Source organism: Methylocapsa sp. D3K7, assembly GCF_029855125.1.
Lineage (GTDB): Bacteria > Pseudomonadota > Alphaproteobacteria > Rhizobiales > Beijerinckiaceae > Methylocapsa.
The window spans coordinates 3355617-3369790 of record NZ_CP123229.1; the positions used below are offsets into that span (position 1 = coordinate 3355617).

Here is a 14174-nt window from a genome sequence, read left to right on the forward strand (position 1 = left end):
AAAAATGTCAGCGGCCGCGAATCATCGCGCGGAGACTCTTTGGCACGGCCAAGGCCATCGCGACGTGAAGAATGAGAAACAGAAAAATCGCGCACATCGCCAAAAAATGGATGATCCGCGCCTGGCCGAAATCCCCAAAGAATAAGGTGAGAGTTTGCAGTTGCACCGGCTTCCAAATCGCAAGTCCGGTCAGGACCGCGACAATGCCAGCAAAAATCACCCCGCTATAAAGAAGCCTCTGCACGGCATTATAGATCGACAAATCATCGTGCGAGAGCCTGCCCGAAAGCGCCGCCTTGATGTCGGCTGCGGCCTCGCGCGGCGAGATCGGCAACAACTTGCGTTTGAACCGGCCCGAGACAAAGCCATAGGTTACATAGATGAACCCGCTTATCATCAGCACCCACATGGCGGCGAAATGCCATTGGGTCGCACCGCCGAGCCAGCCGCCGAGCGTCAACATGAGCGGTGCTTTGAAGGGCAGGGTTGGATAGGCGTTGTGAATCTCCAAGCCGCTCATGATCATCACGATGATCGCGCCGGCATTGATCCAATGGGTCAGGCGGACGATCAGCGGGTGGATGAGCGGCCGGCGGGCGCTTGCGTGCGGCGGCAGAAGAGCGGCGGACGGCACGGACATGACAAGAACCTCACCGAGGCGGCCGGACCACACCAGTTTTTGGAATGGTCCAGCCCGGTCAGAGTGATCAGCTTTTCGGCAGAAGCACCGTATCGACAACGTGAATGACGCCATTCTTTTGGTTGACGTCGGCGATCGTTACGAAGGACTTATCGCCCTTGGCATCGATGATCTCGAGTCTGCGGCCATTTTGTTTGATCGTCAGCTCTTCGCCCTCGACGGTTTTGTACATGGCCTCGCCGCCACCTTTCTTGACCGCCGCGATGAAATCGGCGGCAGAAATTTTCCCGGGGAGAACATGATAGGTAAGGACAGCAGCCAAAGTTGGCTTGTTTTCGGGTTTCAGAAGGGTTTCGACGGTGCCCTTGGGCAATTTCTCGAAAGCCTTGTTGACCGGCGCGAAGACCGTGAACGGCCCATCGCCCTGCAAGGTTTCGACGAGATCCGCCGCCTTGACCGCCGCGACAAGTGTCGTGTGATCCTTCGAATTGACCGCGTTTTCGATGATATTCTTTGAAGGATACATCGGCGCGCCACCGACTTCCACGGTCATTTCCGCGAAGGCGGGGGTCAAAGAGGTGAGCGCAGTGCCGCCGAGCGCGGCAACGCCCACGGCAGCGGCAAACGCCGCGTTGCGAAAGAACGACATGAAATTTCTCCCATTTTTACAATTGCCGCCGGGCGGCTGTGAACAACGAAACTGCGCTTTCGCATTTCAGTCTCGTTAGAGGCAATTACCGGCGTGGGAGCGAAAAAGTTGCGAAGGCTCACCAGGAAAGCCGTTTTGGCTTGCTTGACCAAATTTAAAAGCAAGAGCCGGAGTGCGGAGCGACATGCAACGGGTTAAATAAACCTCAAGATCAAACCCACGACGGAGCAGGGCCGTATGTTCGACAAACCGGAAATCGCCGGAGTTTCCGCCACTCAGGACTCAAGATGGCAGGCCCTCATCGACCGCGATCACAACTTCGATGGTCAATTCTATTACGCGGTGAGGACGACCGGCGTGTACTGCCGGCCGTCCTGCGCTGCACGCTTGGCCAAGCCGGAAAACGTCAGCTTTTACAAAACTCCAAAGGAGGCCGAACGCGCGGGCTTCCGTCCTTGCAAGAGATGCAGGCCGCGTGAGCCTACTTTGTCCGGGCAGCACGCCGCGAAAGTCGCGGAAATCTGCCGTTACATCGAGGCCGCGCCGGAAATCGCAAGCCTCGAAGAAATGGCGGGCAGGGCAGGGTTGAGCCCCTCTCATTTTCACCGGCTCTTCAAGGTCGTCACTGGGCTGACACCGCGCGCCTACGCGAACGCTGATCGCGCCAAGCGTGTCCGGGACGCGCTTGTGAGGTCAGGCGCGACGGTAACGGATGCGATCTATGGCGCCGGGTTTAATTCCAGCGGCAGGTTCTACGAAACCTCAAATGAGATGCTGGGCATGACTCCCACGGCCTACCGGGATGGCGGCGAAAATATCGAAATCTGTTTTGCCATCGGAGAAAGCTCGCTGGGCCCCATCCTGGTGGCGAGAAGCGAGAAGGGCGTTTGCGCCATCCTTATGGGCGATGACCCGGGCGTCCTCGTGCGCGACCTTCAAGACCGTTTTCCGCGCGCGAGGCTGCTCGGCGGCGACAAAGGTTTTGAGAAGCTGGTCGCCAAGGTGATCGGCTTTGTTGAAGCCCCGCAGCTCGGCCTCGATCTGCCGCTCGACATCCGCGGTACCGCGTTCCAGCAAAGAGTCTGGCAAGCGTTGCGGGAGATCCCCGTCGGTTCCACCGCGAGCTACACGGAAATCGCCAAGCGGATCGGAGCGCCGAAGTCGGTGCGCGCGGTGGCAGGCGCCTGCGCGGCGAACCCCATCGCGGTGGCCATCCCCTGTCACCGTGTCGTGCGCACCGATGGGGCGCTTTCCGGTTACCGCTGGGGCGTCGCACGCAAGCGTGCCCTGCTGGACAGAGAGACGCCGAAGAAAAACCCATGACCGTCCCGCCGCTTGCCAGATGCTCTCACGCGTGCCAATCAGGCGCATGAATTCAGAGTCAATCCCCGCATCCTCTGCTTCGGCGCAGCTCGCGCCCAAAATTTCCTTCGTGTCGCTCGGCTGTCCAAAGGCGCTCGTCGATAGCGAGCGGATCATCGGCCGTTTGCGGGCGGAGGGCTACGAACTGTCCAAGACGCATCAAGACGCTGCGGCAGTCATCGTCAACACTTGCGGCTTTCTCGATAGTGCCAAAGCGGAATCACTGGCGGCCATAGGCGCGGCCGCGGCCGAAAATGGCAAGGTCATCGTCACCGGCTGCATGGGCGCCGAGCCCGGTGCGATTTTGGAACAATTCCCAGACCTTCGCTGGATCAGCGGGCCGCAGGATTTTGCCTCCGTCATGCAAGCCGTGCATGAAGCGGCGCCGCCGCCGCATGATCCTTTTCTCGATCTCGTGCCGCCACAAGGCATCAAACTGACGCCGCGCCACTATGCTTATTTGAAAATTTCGGAAGGCTGCAACAACCGCTGCACCTTCTGCATCATCCCAAAACTGCGCGGCGATCTCGTGTCCCGCCCGGCAGCTGATGTTTTGCGCGAAGCGGAAAAGCTCGTCGCTGCGGGCGTCAAGGAATTGCTCGTCATCTCGCAAGATACGAGCGCCTATGGCGTTGATCTAAAATATGCCGAAAGCGCATTTCAGGAGCGTCCGGTCCGGGCGAAATTTTTCGACCTCGCGCGGGAGCTTGGCCAACTCGGCGTGTGGATCAGACTCCACTATGTCTATCCCTATCCGCATGTCGATGAGGTCATCGAATTGATGGCAGAGGGAAAAATCCTCCCCTATCTCGACATTCCATTTCAGCACGCAAGCCCAAAAATTCTTCGCGCGATGAAGCGGCCAGGCGACACCGATAAGACGCTCGAACGGATTGCGAAATGGCGCGAAATCTGCCCTGATCTGAGCTTGCGCTCGACCTTTATCGTCGGTTTTCCCGGCGAGAGCGAGGAAGATTTCGAGCTGCTGCTCGATTGGCTTCAAGAGGCAAAGATCGACCGCGCAGGCGCCTTCAAATATGAGCCGGTCGCGGGCGCGGCGGCGAACGATCTTGGCCTGCCGCATGTGCCGCCGGAGGTGCAAGAAAACCGCTACAAGCGGTTCATGGAAACATGCCAGAAAATCAGCGCTAAAAAACTCAAGGATAAGATTGGCAAACGTCTTCCGGTCATTCTCGATCACGGTGGCCAGAGCTCGGGCATTGGCCGCACTAAGGGTGACGCCCCCGAGATCGACGGCAAGGTTCATGTCGCTGCGCGCCGCCCCTTGCGGCAGGGCGATATCGTCACCGTGAAAATCGAGAGGGCGGACGCCTATGATTTGCACGGGACAGCGGTATAAACCCCAGCAGCTATTTGCTGCGCCTCTTCATGGTAGCGACCTTTGCACAGCCCTCTTCTCGCGCCGTTGATCGCGCTTGTCCTTTGGTCTTTTGTAATGTGGGCTTGGCTCTACGCAACGCGTATTCCAGCCGTCATAAAATCAAAAATAATTTTCGATCCGCAGCGTCCAGCTGAAGAGTTTCATGCACAACTTCCGGCTGAGGTGCGTTGGAAGGCCGACAACTATAACAATCTGATGGAGCAACCGACGCTTTTTTATGCGGTGGTTCTCACCTTGGCTTTTTCCGGTGCGGACGGTGGTTTAAACACCGGTTTGGCGTGGCTTTATGTTGGACTGCGGATTGTTCACAGTCTCGTGCAGGCGGCCATCAACGTCATCATAATTCGATTCTCCATATTCATGGCTGCTTCATTCGTTCTTCTGGTGATGACGGTCCGCGCTGCCTATATTGTCTTTTAGGATACGATTTTAACGTTCGCCCAAAAGGGTTTTCGTGGATGGGCAGGGCCGCGATTGTTGAGTAAAAATCATGACAACGGCCAAGCCCTTCGCTCTCACAGACCGGCAGTTCGAGCGGATTTCCCGCGCCTTGGCGGAGCCGCGCCGCTATCTGATTCTTAAGGAGATCGGCGCACGTGACGCGCCAACCCCCTGTACCTTGCTGCACGAAATCCACGATGTGAGTGCCGCGACGCTGTCGCACCATATCAAGGAGCTGGAGACGGCGGGCCTGATCCAGATCGCTCGCGAAGGCAAATTCATGAATCTCTCCCTCCAGCGCGATGTGCTGGGCGCCTATCTCGACCGGCTCTCAAAAATTTAGCGGCGCCGGCTTGCGCTCTTGCACTCCCGGCTTTCGATACTTAGATACTTATCTAAATGTCGAATTGACAGGAGAAAACACATGAGTGAACTGGCTGGCAAGGTTGCTATCGTGACTGGCGCGTCGAAGGGAATTGGCGCGGCCATCGCGAAGGCTTTGGGCGCCGCGGGGGCGAAGGTTGTCGTGAATTACGCTTCCAGCAAGGAGGGGGCGGAGCTTGTTGTCGCCGCGATTACCAGCAAGGGCGGCAAGGCGATCGCGGTGCATGGTAACGTGTCGGAGGCAAAGGACGTGCAACGGCTTTTCGCGGAGACAAAAAAGGCATTCGGAGCGCTGGACGTGCTCGTGAACAATGCCGGGGTCTTTGAGTTCGCGCCGCTCGAGGCCGTCACTGAGAGCGAGTTTCACCGCGAATTCAACATCAACGTCCTCGGCACGATCCTGGCGACGAAAGAGGCCCTCAATTATTTCGGCCCTGGCGGCGGCAGCGTCATCAACCTCAGCTCCGTTGCCAGCGAGAAAGCAATTCCCAATTCGGTGGTCTATTCGGCGACCAAGAGCGCCCTCGATTCGGTCACCCGCGTGCTGGCTAAGGAACTCGGAGCAAAGAACATCCGGGTCAATGCCATCGCTCCGGGCGGTGTCGACACGGAAGGCGTTCAGCGGGTTGGGGTCAAAGGCAGCGATTTTGAAAAGCAGATGGTGGCGGAGACGCCGCTCGGACGCTTTGGGCAGCCTGAGGATATCGCGCGGGTTGCGGTGTTTCTTGCGTCCGATGATTCTGGATGGGTGACGGGCGAGCGTATTACCGTGTCCGGTGGCTATCGGTAAGGTTTCGGCGGCGCAGTGGTAGCGTTTTTAATAGAGCCCTGGAATCAGCCGCCACGTGCGGGCGCGATAAGCCTCATACTCGGGGCCGAAATGCGCGCGGAGCAGTCTCTCTTCCGCGCCCATGCGCGCGACGAGCGGCGGGATCGTCAGCACCGTGAGCAGCACGCCGACGCCCGAACGAAACGCAAGCGCCCACCCCAACGAATTCACAAGCAGTCCCAGATAGCTGGGGTTGCGGATAACACGATAGATCCCTGTCGTGACCAGCGTATGCCCGGGTTGGATGGCGACCAATCCGCTGAACCGGCGCCCAAGCACAAAGACAGGCCACAGCCGCAGCGCGCCACCGGCGGCGAAGAGAAGAACGCCAAGCCAGCGAAGGCTCTCCCCGCCAAAAGTCCAAAATCCGATCCGGTCCGTGTAGGCTGGCAGAAAAGCGGCCAGCAGCCCGAGCAGCCCGAAGGCGGGGAGGACCCAGCGGTTGCCGCGATCCTCGCGCTCCCCGGAGCTCAGGTTTCCCTCGGTAAAAAGCCCGGCGCCAGAGAGCGCGAAAAGGACAATCGTCAGGGCAATCAGGGCCGGATGGGAAAAGAAAGTGGCAAATCCGCCCCCACCGAGCACGGCTAGCCCGAGATAGGCAAGCGTCGCCGCAATGTTGAAGAACGCCAATCTGGGTGAGAGCGTCATGGCTGCCTCGCTTATACGATTACCTTTATACAATCGTTTCTGGGTTGGCGGCAGCGGCGCCCGGATTATGATGACAGCGCTGCATCGCCCGCCTCGGCGGCGCGCCGTTTCAGTAGGTCATGCTCGCGCGTGTTGCCGGCCATCGATGCGGCCGCTTCGAATGCGACGCGCGCCTCTGCGTAACGGCCGAGCTTTTGGAGTAGGTCGCCGCGAACGCTCGGCAGCAGATGATAGCTTTTGAGCGCCGGCTCGCGCGTAAGGCGGTCCACAATCGCCAACCCTGCTTCTGGGCCCTCCGCCATACCGACGGCCACCGCGCGGTTGAGTTCGATGACTGGCGAGTGCATGACTGCGGCCAACTCCGCATAGAATTCGGCGATGCGCGGCCAGTCAGTATCGCCCGCCGTCCTCGCTTGGGCGTGGCAGGCGATAATGGCCGCCTGGAGGGCGTAAAAGCCGCCCGTTCCGCCAAGCTCGCGCGCTCGCCTGAGCGCCTGCATTCCTCGTCGGATTTGGAGCTGGTCCCAGAGTGCGCGGTTCTGGTCCAGCATGAGGATTGGCTCGCCTGCTGCGCCCGTACGCGCCGCCGTGCGCGAGGCGTTCAGCTCCATCAAGGCAAGCAGTCCATGAGCTTCGGGTTCGTGCGGCGCAACAGAGGTGAGCACACGGCCCATCCGAAGCGCCTCTTCGCAGAGTTGAGGACGCAGCCAGTCCTTGCCGCGCGTCGCTGCGTAGCCTTCGTTAAAAATGAGGTACACGACCTCCAGTACCGAAGAGAGCCGCTCGGAGAGCTTCTCGCCGCGTGGGGTTTCATAGGCCAGCCCTGATTCCGAAAGAGTCCGTTTTGCGCGCACGATCCGTTGGGCGATCGTCGCGTCTGGCAGCAGGAACGCCCTGGCGATCTCCTCGGTCGTCAGGCCGCAGATCATCCGCAGCGCCAGAGCCGCGCGGGCCTCACGCGACAGAAGCGGATGACAGGCGGTGAAAATGAGGCGAAGCAGCTCATCACCTATGTCGTCGTCCAGGTCGGAGTCCAGATCGGGCATAGCCTGCTGCTTCTCTCCATGTCCCGGGCAATCATCTCGTGATTGCGCTCGAGCATCCGGCTACGGCGCAGATGGTCCAGAGCCCGATGCTTGGCGGTCGCCATCAGCCAAGCGCCGGGTCTTTCCGGAACGCCTGTCGCGGGCCATCGCTCAAGGGCAGTCAAAAGGGCTTCCTGCGTCAATTCCTCGGCCAGCGGCACGTCGCGCAGCGTCCTTGCCAAGCTGGTGATCAGCCGGGGTTGCTCAATCCGCCAGACGGCCAGGATTGCGCGATGGGCGTCGGCGGCCGTCATAGCCGCCGACTGCATCTGGTGGGCTCGCGCCTCACGGGACGGCAAATGCGCGAAGCTCGCATGTCCCTTCCCAGCCCGGCATCAAATCCTTGTGGAGCTGCATGAACTCTTTCGCCGACGCCAGGGCCTCCTCCTTGTCCCGGAGCTCGAAGATCGCGTACCCGCCGATCACCTCCCTGGCCTCCACGAAGGGGCCGTCGACGACGCTGAGTTTCCCGTCCTTGATGCGCACCTCTGCGCCGGTGGCTGCGGGCATCAGTCCACCACTGTCGAGCATTCTCCCGGCCGTGATCTCGCGGTTGGCCAGCTTGTGCATCGCCTCCAGGAGCTCCGGCGTCGGAGGCCCAGCGTGAGCGGATTTGACTATGAACATGAAGCGCATTTGAGAAATTCTCCTATGGCGAGACCCCGGCGCCATCGCCCCACTGAACCGTCTCGCTAATTAAGTCGACGAACCAGCCCCCGGTGGATCGACATCCGTTTCATATAAAATCACGCGCGGCTCTAAAGACAATGTGCCACCGGCAGTTCGTTCAGCGTCGCGGTTCCGCTGCGCGTCAATCTTGGGAGCTAGGAGGCAGTTCGCCCATTTTTGAGCGGCAGTGGTTCTTAATTCCAGGGGAATTGATGGTCGAATTTCAACCCACCCCCTAAAAAAATTCCAAAGCTTGCGAAAATCCCCCGCCTGGTCCAAATAGAGGATGGGAGGTTGGCGGTGGACGCACCACTCGCCAACCGGGTCAGGTCCGGAAGGAAGCAGCCCTAACGAGACCGGGCGGGTCTCTGTCCAGCCTCCTACTTTCGCCTCGCAACTTGAGCGTTGCCATTGCCTGGCCAGAGCTTGGTTTATCCGGCAGGCCAGCCAGGCCACGGGGCGTTGGCGCGGCCCAGAAGCCTCTCGGGCGATGCCGGACAGTCGCATGCAACACCCTCCAAATATCAATGACGACGCCGGTCCGGGTCTGGGATTGGGCGGAAGTGCGGGCTCGCAGCCGGAGGCCGCATCAGCCCAAACGGCGTATCGCGTCCTTGCCCGAAAATACCGCCCTGCACGCTTCGAGGATTTGATCGGCCAGGAGGCGATGGTCAAAACCTTGTCGAATGCCTTTGATCTCGAACGCATTCACCAAGCCTATATTCTGACCGGCGTACGCGGTGTCGGCAAGACCACCACCGCGCGCATTCTCGCCCGCGCCTTCAATTATGAAGTTCCCGCGAAGGGCGCCCTCCCGGCAGTGACGCGCCCGACGATCCACATGCCGGAGCTTGGGGTGCATTGCCAGGCGATCATCGAATCTCGGCATGTCGATGTCATCGAGATGGACGCTGCCTCGCATACCGGCATCGATGATGTGCGCGAGATCATTGAGAGCGCCCGTTACAAGCCGGTCATGGCGCGCACGAAAGTCTATATCATCGACGAAGTGCACATGCTCTCCAAACAGGCCTTTAATGGCCTTTTGAAAACCTTGGAAGAGCCGCCCGATCATGTGAAATTTCTGTTTGCCACCACCGAGATCGAAAAGGTACCGGTGACCGTGCGCTCGCGCTGCCAAAGGTTCGATCTGCGCCGCGTCGAGGCGAGCGTTCTGACCCACTATCTGGCGTCGATCTGCGGCAAGGAAGCCGTTGCGATCGAGGATGAAGCGTTGAGCCTCATTGCGCGCGCGGCGGAAGGCTCGGTGCGCGACGCACTGTCGCTACTCGATCAGGCGATCGCGCATGGCGGCAGCCATGCCGGCGCAAAAGTCACGGCGGAAGCCTTGCGCGCGATGCTGGGGCTTGCCGATCATGGCCGCATCATTGATTTGTTCGAAGTATTGATGCGCGGCCAGATGGCCGAGGCGCTTGGCATCCTCAAGGACCTGCATGATTTTGGCGCCGATCCTTCGGAAGTTTTGGCGAGCCTCGCGGAATTCACCCATCTCGTGACACGCCTGAAACTCGTGAAAGAGGCGGCGCAAGATACCTCGCTGACGCCCGACGAGAAGACCCGAGGCCTGCAATTTTCGCAAGCATTGTCGATGCCGGTCTTGACCCGGACCTGGCAATTATTGCTGAAGGGCCTGCGGGAAGTGAAGGACTCTCCGCGCCCGCTCGCGGCCGCAGATATGGTACTGGTGCGAATCGGTTTCGCCGCCGATTTGCCGACCCCCGACGAAGCGCTGCGAAAGCTTAGTTTGGCAACAAGCAGCCAGCCGCAAGCCGCACCGCGCGGCGTTGAGTCTGGCGCGCGTCCGCCGGTGGCGATCTCGACGTCCAGCGGGACGGCCGTGCTGCGCGCACCCCCGCACGACGCGACAGAGCCATCGGTCACGTTGGCCCGCTTCGAGGACGTCGTGACGCTCGCGGGACAGCATCGCGATATTCAAATGAAGCTCGCGCTTGAGCGCGACGTGCGGCTTGTCCGGTTCGAGCAGGGCCAGATTGAATTCTCGCTCTCGTCCGGGGCTTCGCCGCAGCTTGCCCAAATGCTCGCGCGACGTTTGCAGGAATGGACTGGCACCCGCTGGATGGTCGCGGTCTCGAACGCGCCCGGCGCGCCGAGCCTCAAAGAGCAGCATGACGCCAAGACTCGCGAAGCCCTGTCCGGCGTTCGAGCCGAGCCTTTGGTGCAAAGCGTGCTCGCCGCATTCCCGGGTGCCGAAATCGTCGCGGTCCGCCCCGCTGGGCCCGTGCTGGAAGAAAATGCAGCGGCTGCGGCGAGTGCCGGGACAAATGATGAAATAGTCTTTAATGATGGGTTGGAAGACGATCTTTGAGCAGGCTTCATGTGCGTGTTCGCGAGTCGTCGCAATTTGGGAAAAACAGCAATGCGCGACATGTTTGGTTTGATGAAGCAAGCGCAGGAAATGCAGGCCAAAATGCAGGAAATGCAGGCCGAGTTGGAACATATCGAAGTCGAGGGGCAGGCGGGCGGCGGCATGGTGCGCGTAACTCTCACCGCCAAGGGTCAAATGAAGGGACTGGCGATTGACGACCAGCTTCTCAAAGCCGACGAGAAAGTGATTCTTGAGGATTTGATCGTCGTCGCGCATGAGGACGCCCGCAAAAAATCTGAACGTCTGCTCGAAGAAAAAATGAAGAGTTTGACCGGCGGACTTGCGCTGCCGCCCGGTATGAAGCTGCCTTTCTGATGGCCTTGGATTAAGGTTCCACCGCGATGGCAGAGAGAGTCGCGGGTCCCGAGATCGAGCGGCTCATTCAATTGCTGGCGCGTCTGCCGGGGCTTGGACCGCGCTCGGCGCGACGCGCCGCCTTGCATCTGATCCGCAAGCGCGAAGAGCTGCTGGCGCCTTTGGCAAGCGCGCTCAATGCAGCCCACGAAAAAATCGTGACCTGCGGCGTCTGCGGCAATATCGACAGCTGCGATCCCTGCACGCTCTGCCGGGACGAACGCCGTGACCCGGCGACGCTCATCGTCGTCGAGTCGGTATCCGATCTTTGGGCGCTCGAACGCGCCGGCGTTTTGAGCGCGCGCTATCATGTGCTTGGCGGAATCTTGTCGCCGCTCGATGGAATCGGACCCAAGGATCTGAATTTCGGCAGCCTCGCGGGCCGGGTCGCGCAAGATCACGTCAAGGAAGTCATCATCGCCCTAAATGCAACGGTCGATGGACAAACGACCGCGCATTACATCACCAGTCTGCTGGTGGATTTCGACGTCAAGATCACCCGGCTCGCGCATGGAGTACCGGTCGGCGGCGAGCTCGACTATCTCGACGAAGGAACACTCACGGCCGCGATCCGCAGCCGGACGCCGTTGTGACACTCACGTTTCGCGACAAACACATCACGATATCGTCACGATCGAGGCTTTACCTCGCGCCGCGCCGCCCAAACTCTCAAATGCGCGGCGGCTCAACCAAGGAGCGATCATGGCAAATCCTTTCGTGCATGTCGAACTCACCACTTCCGATCCAGATAAGGCAAAGACGTTTTACGGCTCGCTGTTCGATTGGAAGCTGGAGGACGTCGAGATGGGTCCTGGCTTCACCTACACGATGATTAATGTTGGCGAAGGAACCGGTGGCGGTTTGATGCAGACTCCGGCGCCCGGCGTCCCGACCGCTTGGCTGCCTTACGTGCTGGTCGGCGACGTGACGGCCTCGACCGCCAAGGCGAAATCGCTCGGCGCGACGGTTATGAAGGATGTCACCGAGGTTCCGAACGCGGGTTCATTCTCCATCATCCTCGATCCAACCGGCGCGGCGATCGGGCTCTGGCAGCCGAAGGCCAAATAGCGAGTGTGGCCTGGCGGTGAAGTCATTCCGCCGCTTTGTCGAAAGACCCTTCGGAAATCTCAGGGAGCGGCGTTTCAAAATCCATCCGGTCGATGCGAGTGCCACGCCGCGCGATCTTGCCGGCGGAGGTGATAATTTGGTCCACGTCCTCCTGCGCGATTTTAAAATGCGAGTCGAGTTTCGTGACGCGCGTTTGCAAGCGTTCAACTTCCTCGATCAGGCGGCGCACCTCGGCTTGAATGACGTGCGCCTCCTCGCGCACCCGCGCGTCGCGGACGATCGCCTGCATGACCTGAACCGCCATCATCAGAAGGGATGGCGAAACAATAATGATGCGGCTCTTATGCGCCTTCTGGATAATATCTTCGAAAAATTCGTGCAAATCCGCGTAGAGCGATTCGGACGGGACAAACAGAATCGCGATATCCTGCGTTTCTCCGGCGAGGAAATAGCGCTCGGCGATGTCGCGGACGTGCTTTGAGACATCGGCACGGACTCGTGCCGACGCCTGTTTGCGTGCCTCTTCGCTCATCGCTCCGCGCAGGGCGGTGAAGGCCTCGAGCGGGAACTTCGCGTCGATCACCATAACCCTCGGGTCGCCCGGCAAGCGGACCACGCAATCGGGCCGGGTGTTGTTGGAGAGCGTATATTGAAACTCAAACGCCGAGGCGGGCAGGCCATCCCTTATGATGGCTTCAAGGCGTCCCTGACCGAAGGCGCCGCGCGCTTGTTTGTTGGCAAGAATGTCCTTGAGGCCGACGACTTCCTGGGTCAGCGCGGCGACCCTTGCCTGCGCCGCATCGATCACCGCGAGCCTCTCGTTCAGCTTGGCCAGATGGTCGCCGGCGGTTTTTCCGGAGGCTTCAAGACCGGCGCCGACCCGCGTCCCGACCGCGTCGAGGCGGTCGGCGACGAGCCGCGCGAGATCGGCCTGGCGCGACCCCAAAACCTCGGCGACGCTGCGTACCGATCCATTGAGTCCGGCGTTCTGACGCGAGATCTCTTCCATCGCGCGGAACATTTCGCGTTGACGCTCGACGCTCGCAAGTGCCTCCTGACGGCCCATTCGGGCGCGGGAGGCGAGGTTCCAAGCGATGCTCACAAGCAGCAATAAGGCGAGACCGGCCGCGCCAAGGAGAAGATCGGCAGCCGCGATTGATGTACCATTGAGAGTAAATACAACACGCTCCATTCCGCCATCTCTAACTGATTCGCGAGACGATGGGAACGAATAACGAACAACACGACCCCTCTTCAAACCGGGAAAAGCTAGCGAGCTTTTCTCCCCGCCCTAAAACCCGTTTCTTGCGATGGCGGAATGTTCTGCGCCCCTTTCGCGGCCGTCGCGGCGGAGGTATCCGGGCCATAGGGTTCGTTTACCGGGTCTTCTATGACGCCGTGATGCGCTTTTTGCAGGACGATGGCTGGGCGATTGCCAGTTACATCGCCTTGGCGATTCTCACGTCGCTGTTCCCTTTTTTGATCTTCGTCACGGCGCTTGCCGGATTTTTCGGCACAAAGAGGCTGGCCGATGAAGCAGTGAATCTCATATTGCAGACTTGGCCGCAGCAGGTCGCGGCCCCAATCGCAAGCGAGATCCACAGCGTCTTGACGCAAACACGCAGCGGAGTTCTCACGATCGGTGTGATTTTGGCGATTTATTTTTCGTCGAGCGGTGTCGAAGCGATAAGAATTGGCCTCAACCGGGCCTATGGCGTCATCGAGATGCGGGCATGGTGGCTGCTTCGGCTCGAATCCATCGCCTATGTTTTCGTCGGAGCTTTCTCGCTTTTGACGCTTGCTCTCTTGGTCGTTTTCGCCCCCTTGATCTGGTCCGTACTGCTGCATTTCGCGCCGAATTTCGAGCCGCTAGACCGCCTCGTCACCTTCAGCCGTTTCTCCATCGCGAGCATGGTGCTTTTGCTGGCGCTCATTCTCGCGCACAAGTTTCTGCCCGCCGGACGAAGAACGTTCGCCGAGATGGCTCCCGGAATCTTGCTGACCGTTGGAATGTGGATCGCCGCCAGCATTGCCTTTGGCTCCTACCTCGCCGAATTCGCCCGCAACTATGTGACGACCTACGCGGGCCTGGCGTCGGTCATGATCGCCCTCGTGTTTCTCTACATGATCGCCGCCATTTTCATGTTTGGCGGTGAATTGAATGCCGCGATCCTGCGCGCGAAACATGCGAGGGCGCGGCCAAAACCTCCTGCGTTATGACGGAAAAAAATCGACC

General features: G+C 59.9%; 17 protein-coding genes and 1 other RNA gene. 11 read left to right on the forward strand and 7 right to left on the reverse strand.

Going from position 1 to position 14174, the window contains the following annotated elements; all coding sequences use genetic code 11:
- Positions 1-7 precede the first annotated feature (7 nt).
- Together QEV83_RS15835 and QEV83_RS15840 are read right to left on the reverse strand one after the other, a co-directional pair.
- The gene (locus QEV83_RS15835) at positions 8-640 is read right to left on the reverse strand and encodes a cytochrome b/b6 domain-containing protein (RefSeq protein WP_280128647.1); all 633 of its coding nucleotides are present in this window, start codon (positions 638-640) and stop codon (positions 8-10) included.
- A 67-nt stretch (positions 641-707) separates the two neighbouring features.
- The gene (locus QEV83_RS15840; protein WP_280128648.1) at positions 708-1289 is read right to left on the reverse strand and encodes a fasciclin domain-containing protein; all 582 of its coding nucleotides are present in this window, start codon (positions 1287-1289) and stop codon (positions 708-710) included.
- Between the two features lie 237 nt (positions 1290-1526).
- Between QEV83_RS15840 and ada the strand changes: the two genes are divergently transcribed.
- The 5 genes from ada (at position 1527) to QEV83_RS15865 (ending at position 5668) form a co-directional block, all read left to right on the forward strand.
- Positions 1527-2612, forward strand: a complete 1086-nt coding sequence (gene ada / locus QEV83_RS15845) for a bifunctional DNA-binding transcriptional regulator/O6-methylguanine-DNA methyltransferase Ada (protein ID WP_280128649.1) — start codon at positions 1527-1529, stop codon at positions 2610-2612.
- Between the two features lie 46 nt (positions 2613-2658).
- Positions 2659-4011: a 30S ribosomal protein S12 methylthiotransferase RimO gene (gene rimO, locus QEV83_RS15850; RefSeq protein ID WP_280128650.1), complete on the forward strand. Its 1353-nt coding sequence runs from the start codon at positions 2659-2661 to the stop codon at positions 4009-4011.
- A gap of 96 nt (positions 4012-4107) precedes the next feature.
- Positions 4108-4473 (forward strand): MAPEG family protein, encoded by a 366-nt coding sequence (locus QEV83_RS15855; RefSeq protein WP_280128651.1) that lies wholly within the window; start codon positions 4108-4110, stop codon positions 4471-4473.
- A gap of 70 nt (positions 4474-4543) precedes the next feature.
- Complete coding sequence (locus QEV83_RS15860; RefSeq protein WP_280128652.1) at positions 4544-4837, forward strand: helix-turn-helix domain-containing protein; 294 nt, start codon at positions 4544-4546, stop codon at positions 4835-4837.
- Positions 4838-4918: 81 nt separating this feature from the next.
- On the forward strand, positions 4919-5668 hold the full coding sequence (locus QEV83_RS15865) for a glucose 1-dehydrogenase (protein WP_280128653.1): 750 nt from the start codon (positions 4919-4921) through the stop codon (positions 5666-5668).
- Positions 5669-5695: 27 nt separating this feature from the next.
- Here the strand turns inward: QEV83_RS15865 and QEV83_RS15870 are convergent, their stop codons facing one another.
- The 4 genes from QEV83_RS15870 to QEV83_RS15880 form a co-directional block, all read right to left on the reverse strand.
- On the reverse strand, positions 5696-6355 hold the full coding sequence (locus QEV83_RS15870) for an isoprenylcysteine carboxylmethyltransferase family protein (RefSeq protein ID WP_280128654.1): 660 nt from the start codon (positions 6353-6355) through the stop codon (positions 5696-5698).
- Positions 6356-6420: 65 nt separating this feature from the next.
- On the reverse strand, positions 6421-7401 hold the full coding sequence (locus QEV83_RS15875; RefSeq protein ID WP_348273233.1) for a DUF6596 domain-containing protein: 981 nt from the start codon (positions 7399-7401) through the stop codon (positions 6421-6423).
- Positions 7365-7709 carry a sigma factor gene (locus QEV83_RS19485; RefSeq protein ID WP_348273234.1) on the reverse strand — a complete coding sequence of 115 codons (345 nt, stop codon included), beginning with the start codon at positions 7707-7709 and terminating at the stop codon, positions 7365-7367. Before QEV83_RS19485 ends, QEV83_RS15875 begins: the two co-directional genes overlap by 37 nt.
- 16 nt (positions 7710-7725) lie before the next feature.
- On the reverse strand, positions 7726-8076 hold the full coding sequence (locus QEV83_RS15880; protein ID WP_280128655.1) for a YciI family protein: 351 nt from the start codon (positions 8074-8076) through the stop codon (positions 7726-7728).
- A gap of 321 nt (positions 8077-8397) precedes the next feature.
- Here QEV83_RS15880 and ffs point away from each other — a divergent pair.
- The 5 genes from ffs (at position 8398) to QEV83_RS15905 (ending at position 11938) form a co-directional block, all read left to right on the forward strand.
- An RNA gene (gene ffs, locus QEV83_RS15885) (signal recognition particle sRNA small type) lies at positions 8398-8494 on the forward strand.
- 120 nt (positions 8495-8614) lie between these two features.
- On the forward strand, positions 8615-10456 hold the full coding sequence (locus tag QEV83_RS15890) for a DNA polymerase III subunit gamma/tau (protein WP_280128656.1): 1842 nt from the start codon (positions 8615-8617) through the stop codon (positions 10454-10456).
- 51 nt (positions 10457-10507) lie between these two features.
- The gene (locus QEV83_RS15895; protein ID WP_280128657.1) at positions 10508-10831 is read left to right on the forward strand and encodes a YbaB/EbfC family nucleoid-associated protein; all 324 of its coding nucleotides are present in this window, start codon (positions 10508-10510) and stop codon (positions 10829-10831) included.
- 26 nt (positions 10832-10857) lie between these two features.
- Positions 10858-11463: a recombination mediator RecR gene (gene recR / locus QEV83_RS15900; RefSeq protein ID WP_280128658.1), complete on the forward strand. Its 606-nt coding sequence runs from the start codon at positions 10858-10860 to the stop codon at positions 11461-11463.
- A 109-nt stretch (positions 11464-11572) separates the two neighbouring features.
- Positions 11573-11938, forward strand: coding sequence for a VOC family protein (locus QEV83_RS15905; RefSeq protein WP_280128659.1), 366 nt, complete (start codon positions 11573-11575; stop codon positions 11936-11938).
- Positions 11939-11960: 22 nt separating this feature from the next.
- Here the strand turns inward: QEV83_RS15905 and rmuC are convergent, their stop codons facing one another.
- Positions 11961-13130 (reverse strand): DNA recombination protein RmuC, encoded by a 1170-nt coding sequence (rmuC, locus tag QEV83_RS15910; RefSeq protein ID WP_280128660.1) that lies wholly within the window; start codon positions 13128-13130, stop codon positions 11961-11963.
- 209 nt (positions 13131-13339) lie between these two features.
- On the opposite strand from rmuC, the gene QEV83_RS15915 reads away from it, so the two are divergent.
- Entirely contained in the window at positions 13340-14158 is an 819-nt protein-coding gene (locus QEV83_RS15915) for a YihY/virulence factor BrkB family protein (protein ID WP_280128661.1), read from the forward strand.
- Positions 14159-14174 lie beyond the last annotated feature (16 nt).

Excerpts from the sequence above, each read along its gene's own strand:
- rimO (WP_280128650.1), top strand. The coding sequence starts at position 2,659 with ATGAATTCAGAGTCAATCCCCGCATCCTCTGCTTCGGCGCAGCTCGCG.
- QEV83_RS15895 (WP_280128657.1), top strand. The coding sequence starts at position 10,508 with ATGCGCGACATGTTTGGTTTGATGAAGCAAGCGCAGGAAATGCAGGCC.
- rmuC (WP_280128660.1), bottom strand. The coding sequence starts at position 13,130 with ATGGAGCGTGTTGTATTTACTCTCAATGGTACATCAATCGCGGCTGCC.
- QEV83_RS15865 (WP_280128653.1), top strand. The coding sequence starts at position 4,919 with ATGAGTGAACTGGCTGGCAAGGTTGCTATCGTGACTGGCGCGTCGAAG.
- QEV83_RS15870 (WP_280128654.1), bottom strand. The coding sequence starts at position 6,355 with ATGACGCTCTCACCCAGATTGGCGTTCTTCAACATTGCGGCGACGCTT.
- QEV83_RS15875 (WP_348273233.1), bottom strand. The coding sequence starts at position 7,401 with ATGCCCGATCTGGACTCCGACCTGGACGACGACATAGGTGATGAGCTG.
- ada (WP_280128649.1), top strand. The coding sequence starts at position 1,527 with ATGTTCGACAAACCGGAAATCGCCGGAGTTTCCGCCACTCAGGACTCA.
- QEV83_RS19485 (WP_348273234.1), bottom strand. The coding sequence starts at position 7,709 with ATGCAGTCGGCGGCTATGACGGCCGCCGACGCCCATCGCGCAATCCTG.
- QEV83_RS15880 (WP_280128655.1), bottom strand. The coding sequence starts at position 8,076 with ATGCGCTTCATGTTCATAGTCAAATCCGCTCACGCTGGGCCTCCGACG.
- QEV83_RS15840 (WP_280128648.1), bottom strand. The coding sequence starts at position 1,289 with ATGTCGTTCTTTCGCAACGCGGCGTTTGCCGCTGCCGTGGGCGTTGCC.
- QEV83_RS15890 (WP_280128656.1), top strand. The coding sequence starts at position 8,615 with ATGCAACACCCTCCAAATATCAATGACGACGCCGGTCCGGGTCTGGGA.
- QEV83_RS15860 (WP_280128652.1), top strand. The coding sequence starts at position 4,544 with ATGACAACGGCCAAGCCCTTCGCTCTCACAGACCGGCAGTTCGAGCGG.
- QEV83_RS15855 (WP_280128651.1), top strand. The coding sequence starts at position 4,108 with ATGTGGGCTTGGCTCTACGCAACGCGTATTCCAGCCGTCATAAAATCA.
- QEV83_RS15905 (WP_280128659.1), top strand. The coding sequence starts at position 11,573 with ATGGCAAATCCTTTCGTGCATGTCGAACTCACCACTTCCGATCCAGAT.
- recR (WP_280128658.1), top strand. The coding sequence starts at position 10,858 with ATGGCAGAGAGAGTCGCGGGTCCCGAGATCGAGCGGCTCATTCAATTG.
- QEV83_RS15835 (WP_280128647.1), bottom strand. The coding sequence starts at position 640 with ATGTCCGTGCCGTCCGCCGCTCTTCTGCCGCCGCACGCAAGCGCCCGC.
- QEV83_RS15915 (WP_280128661.1), top strand. The coding sequence starts at position 13,340 with ATGCGCTTTTTGCAGGACGATGGCTGGGCGATTGCCAGTTACATCGCC.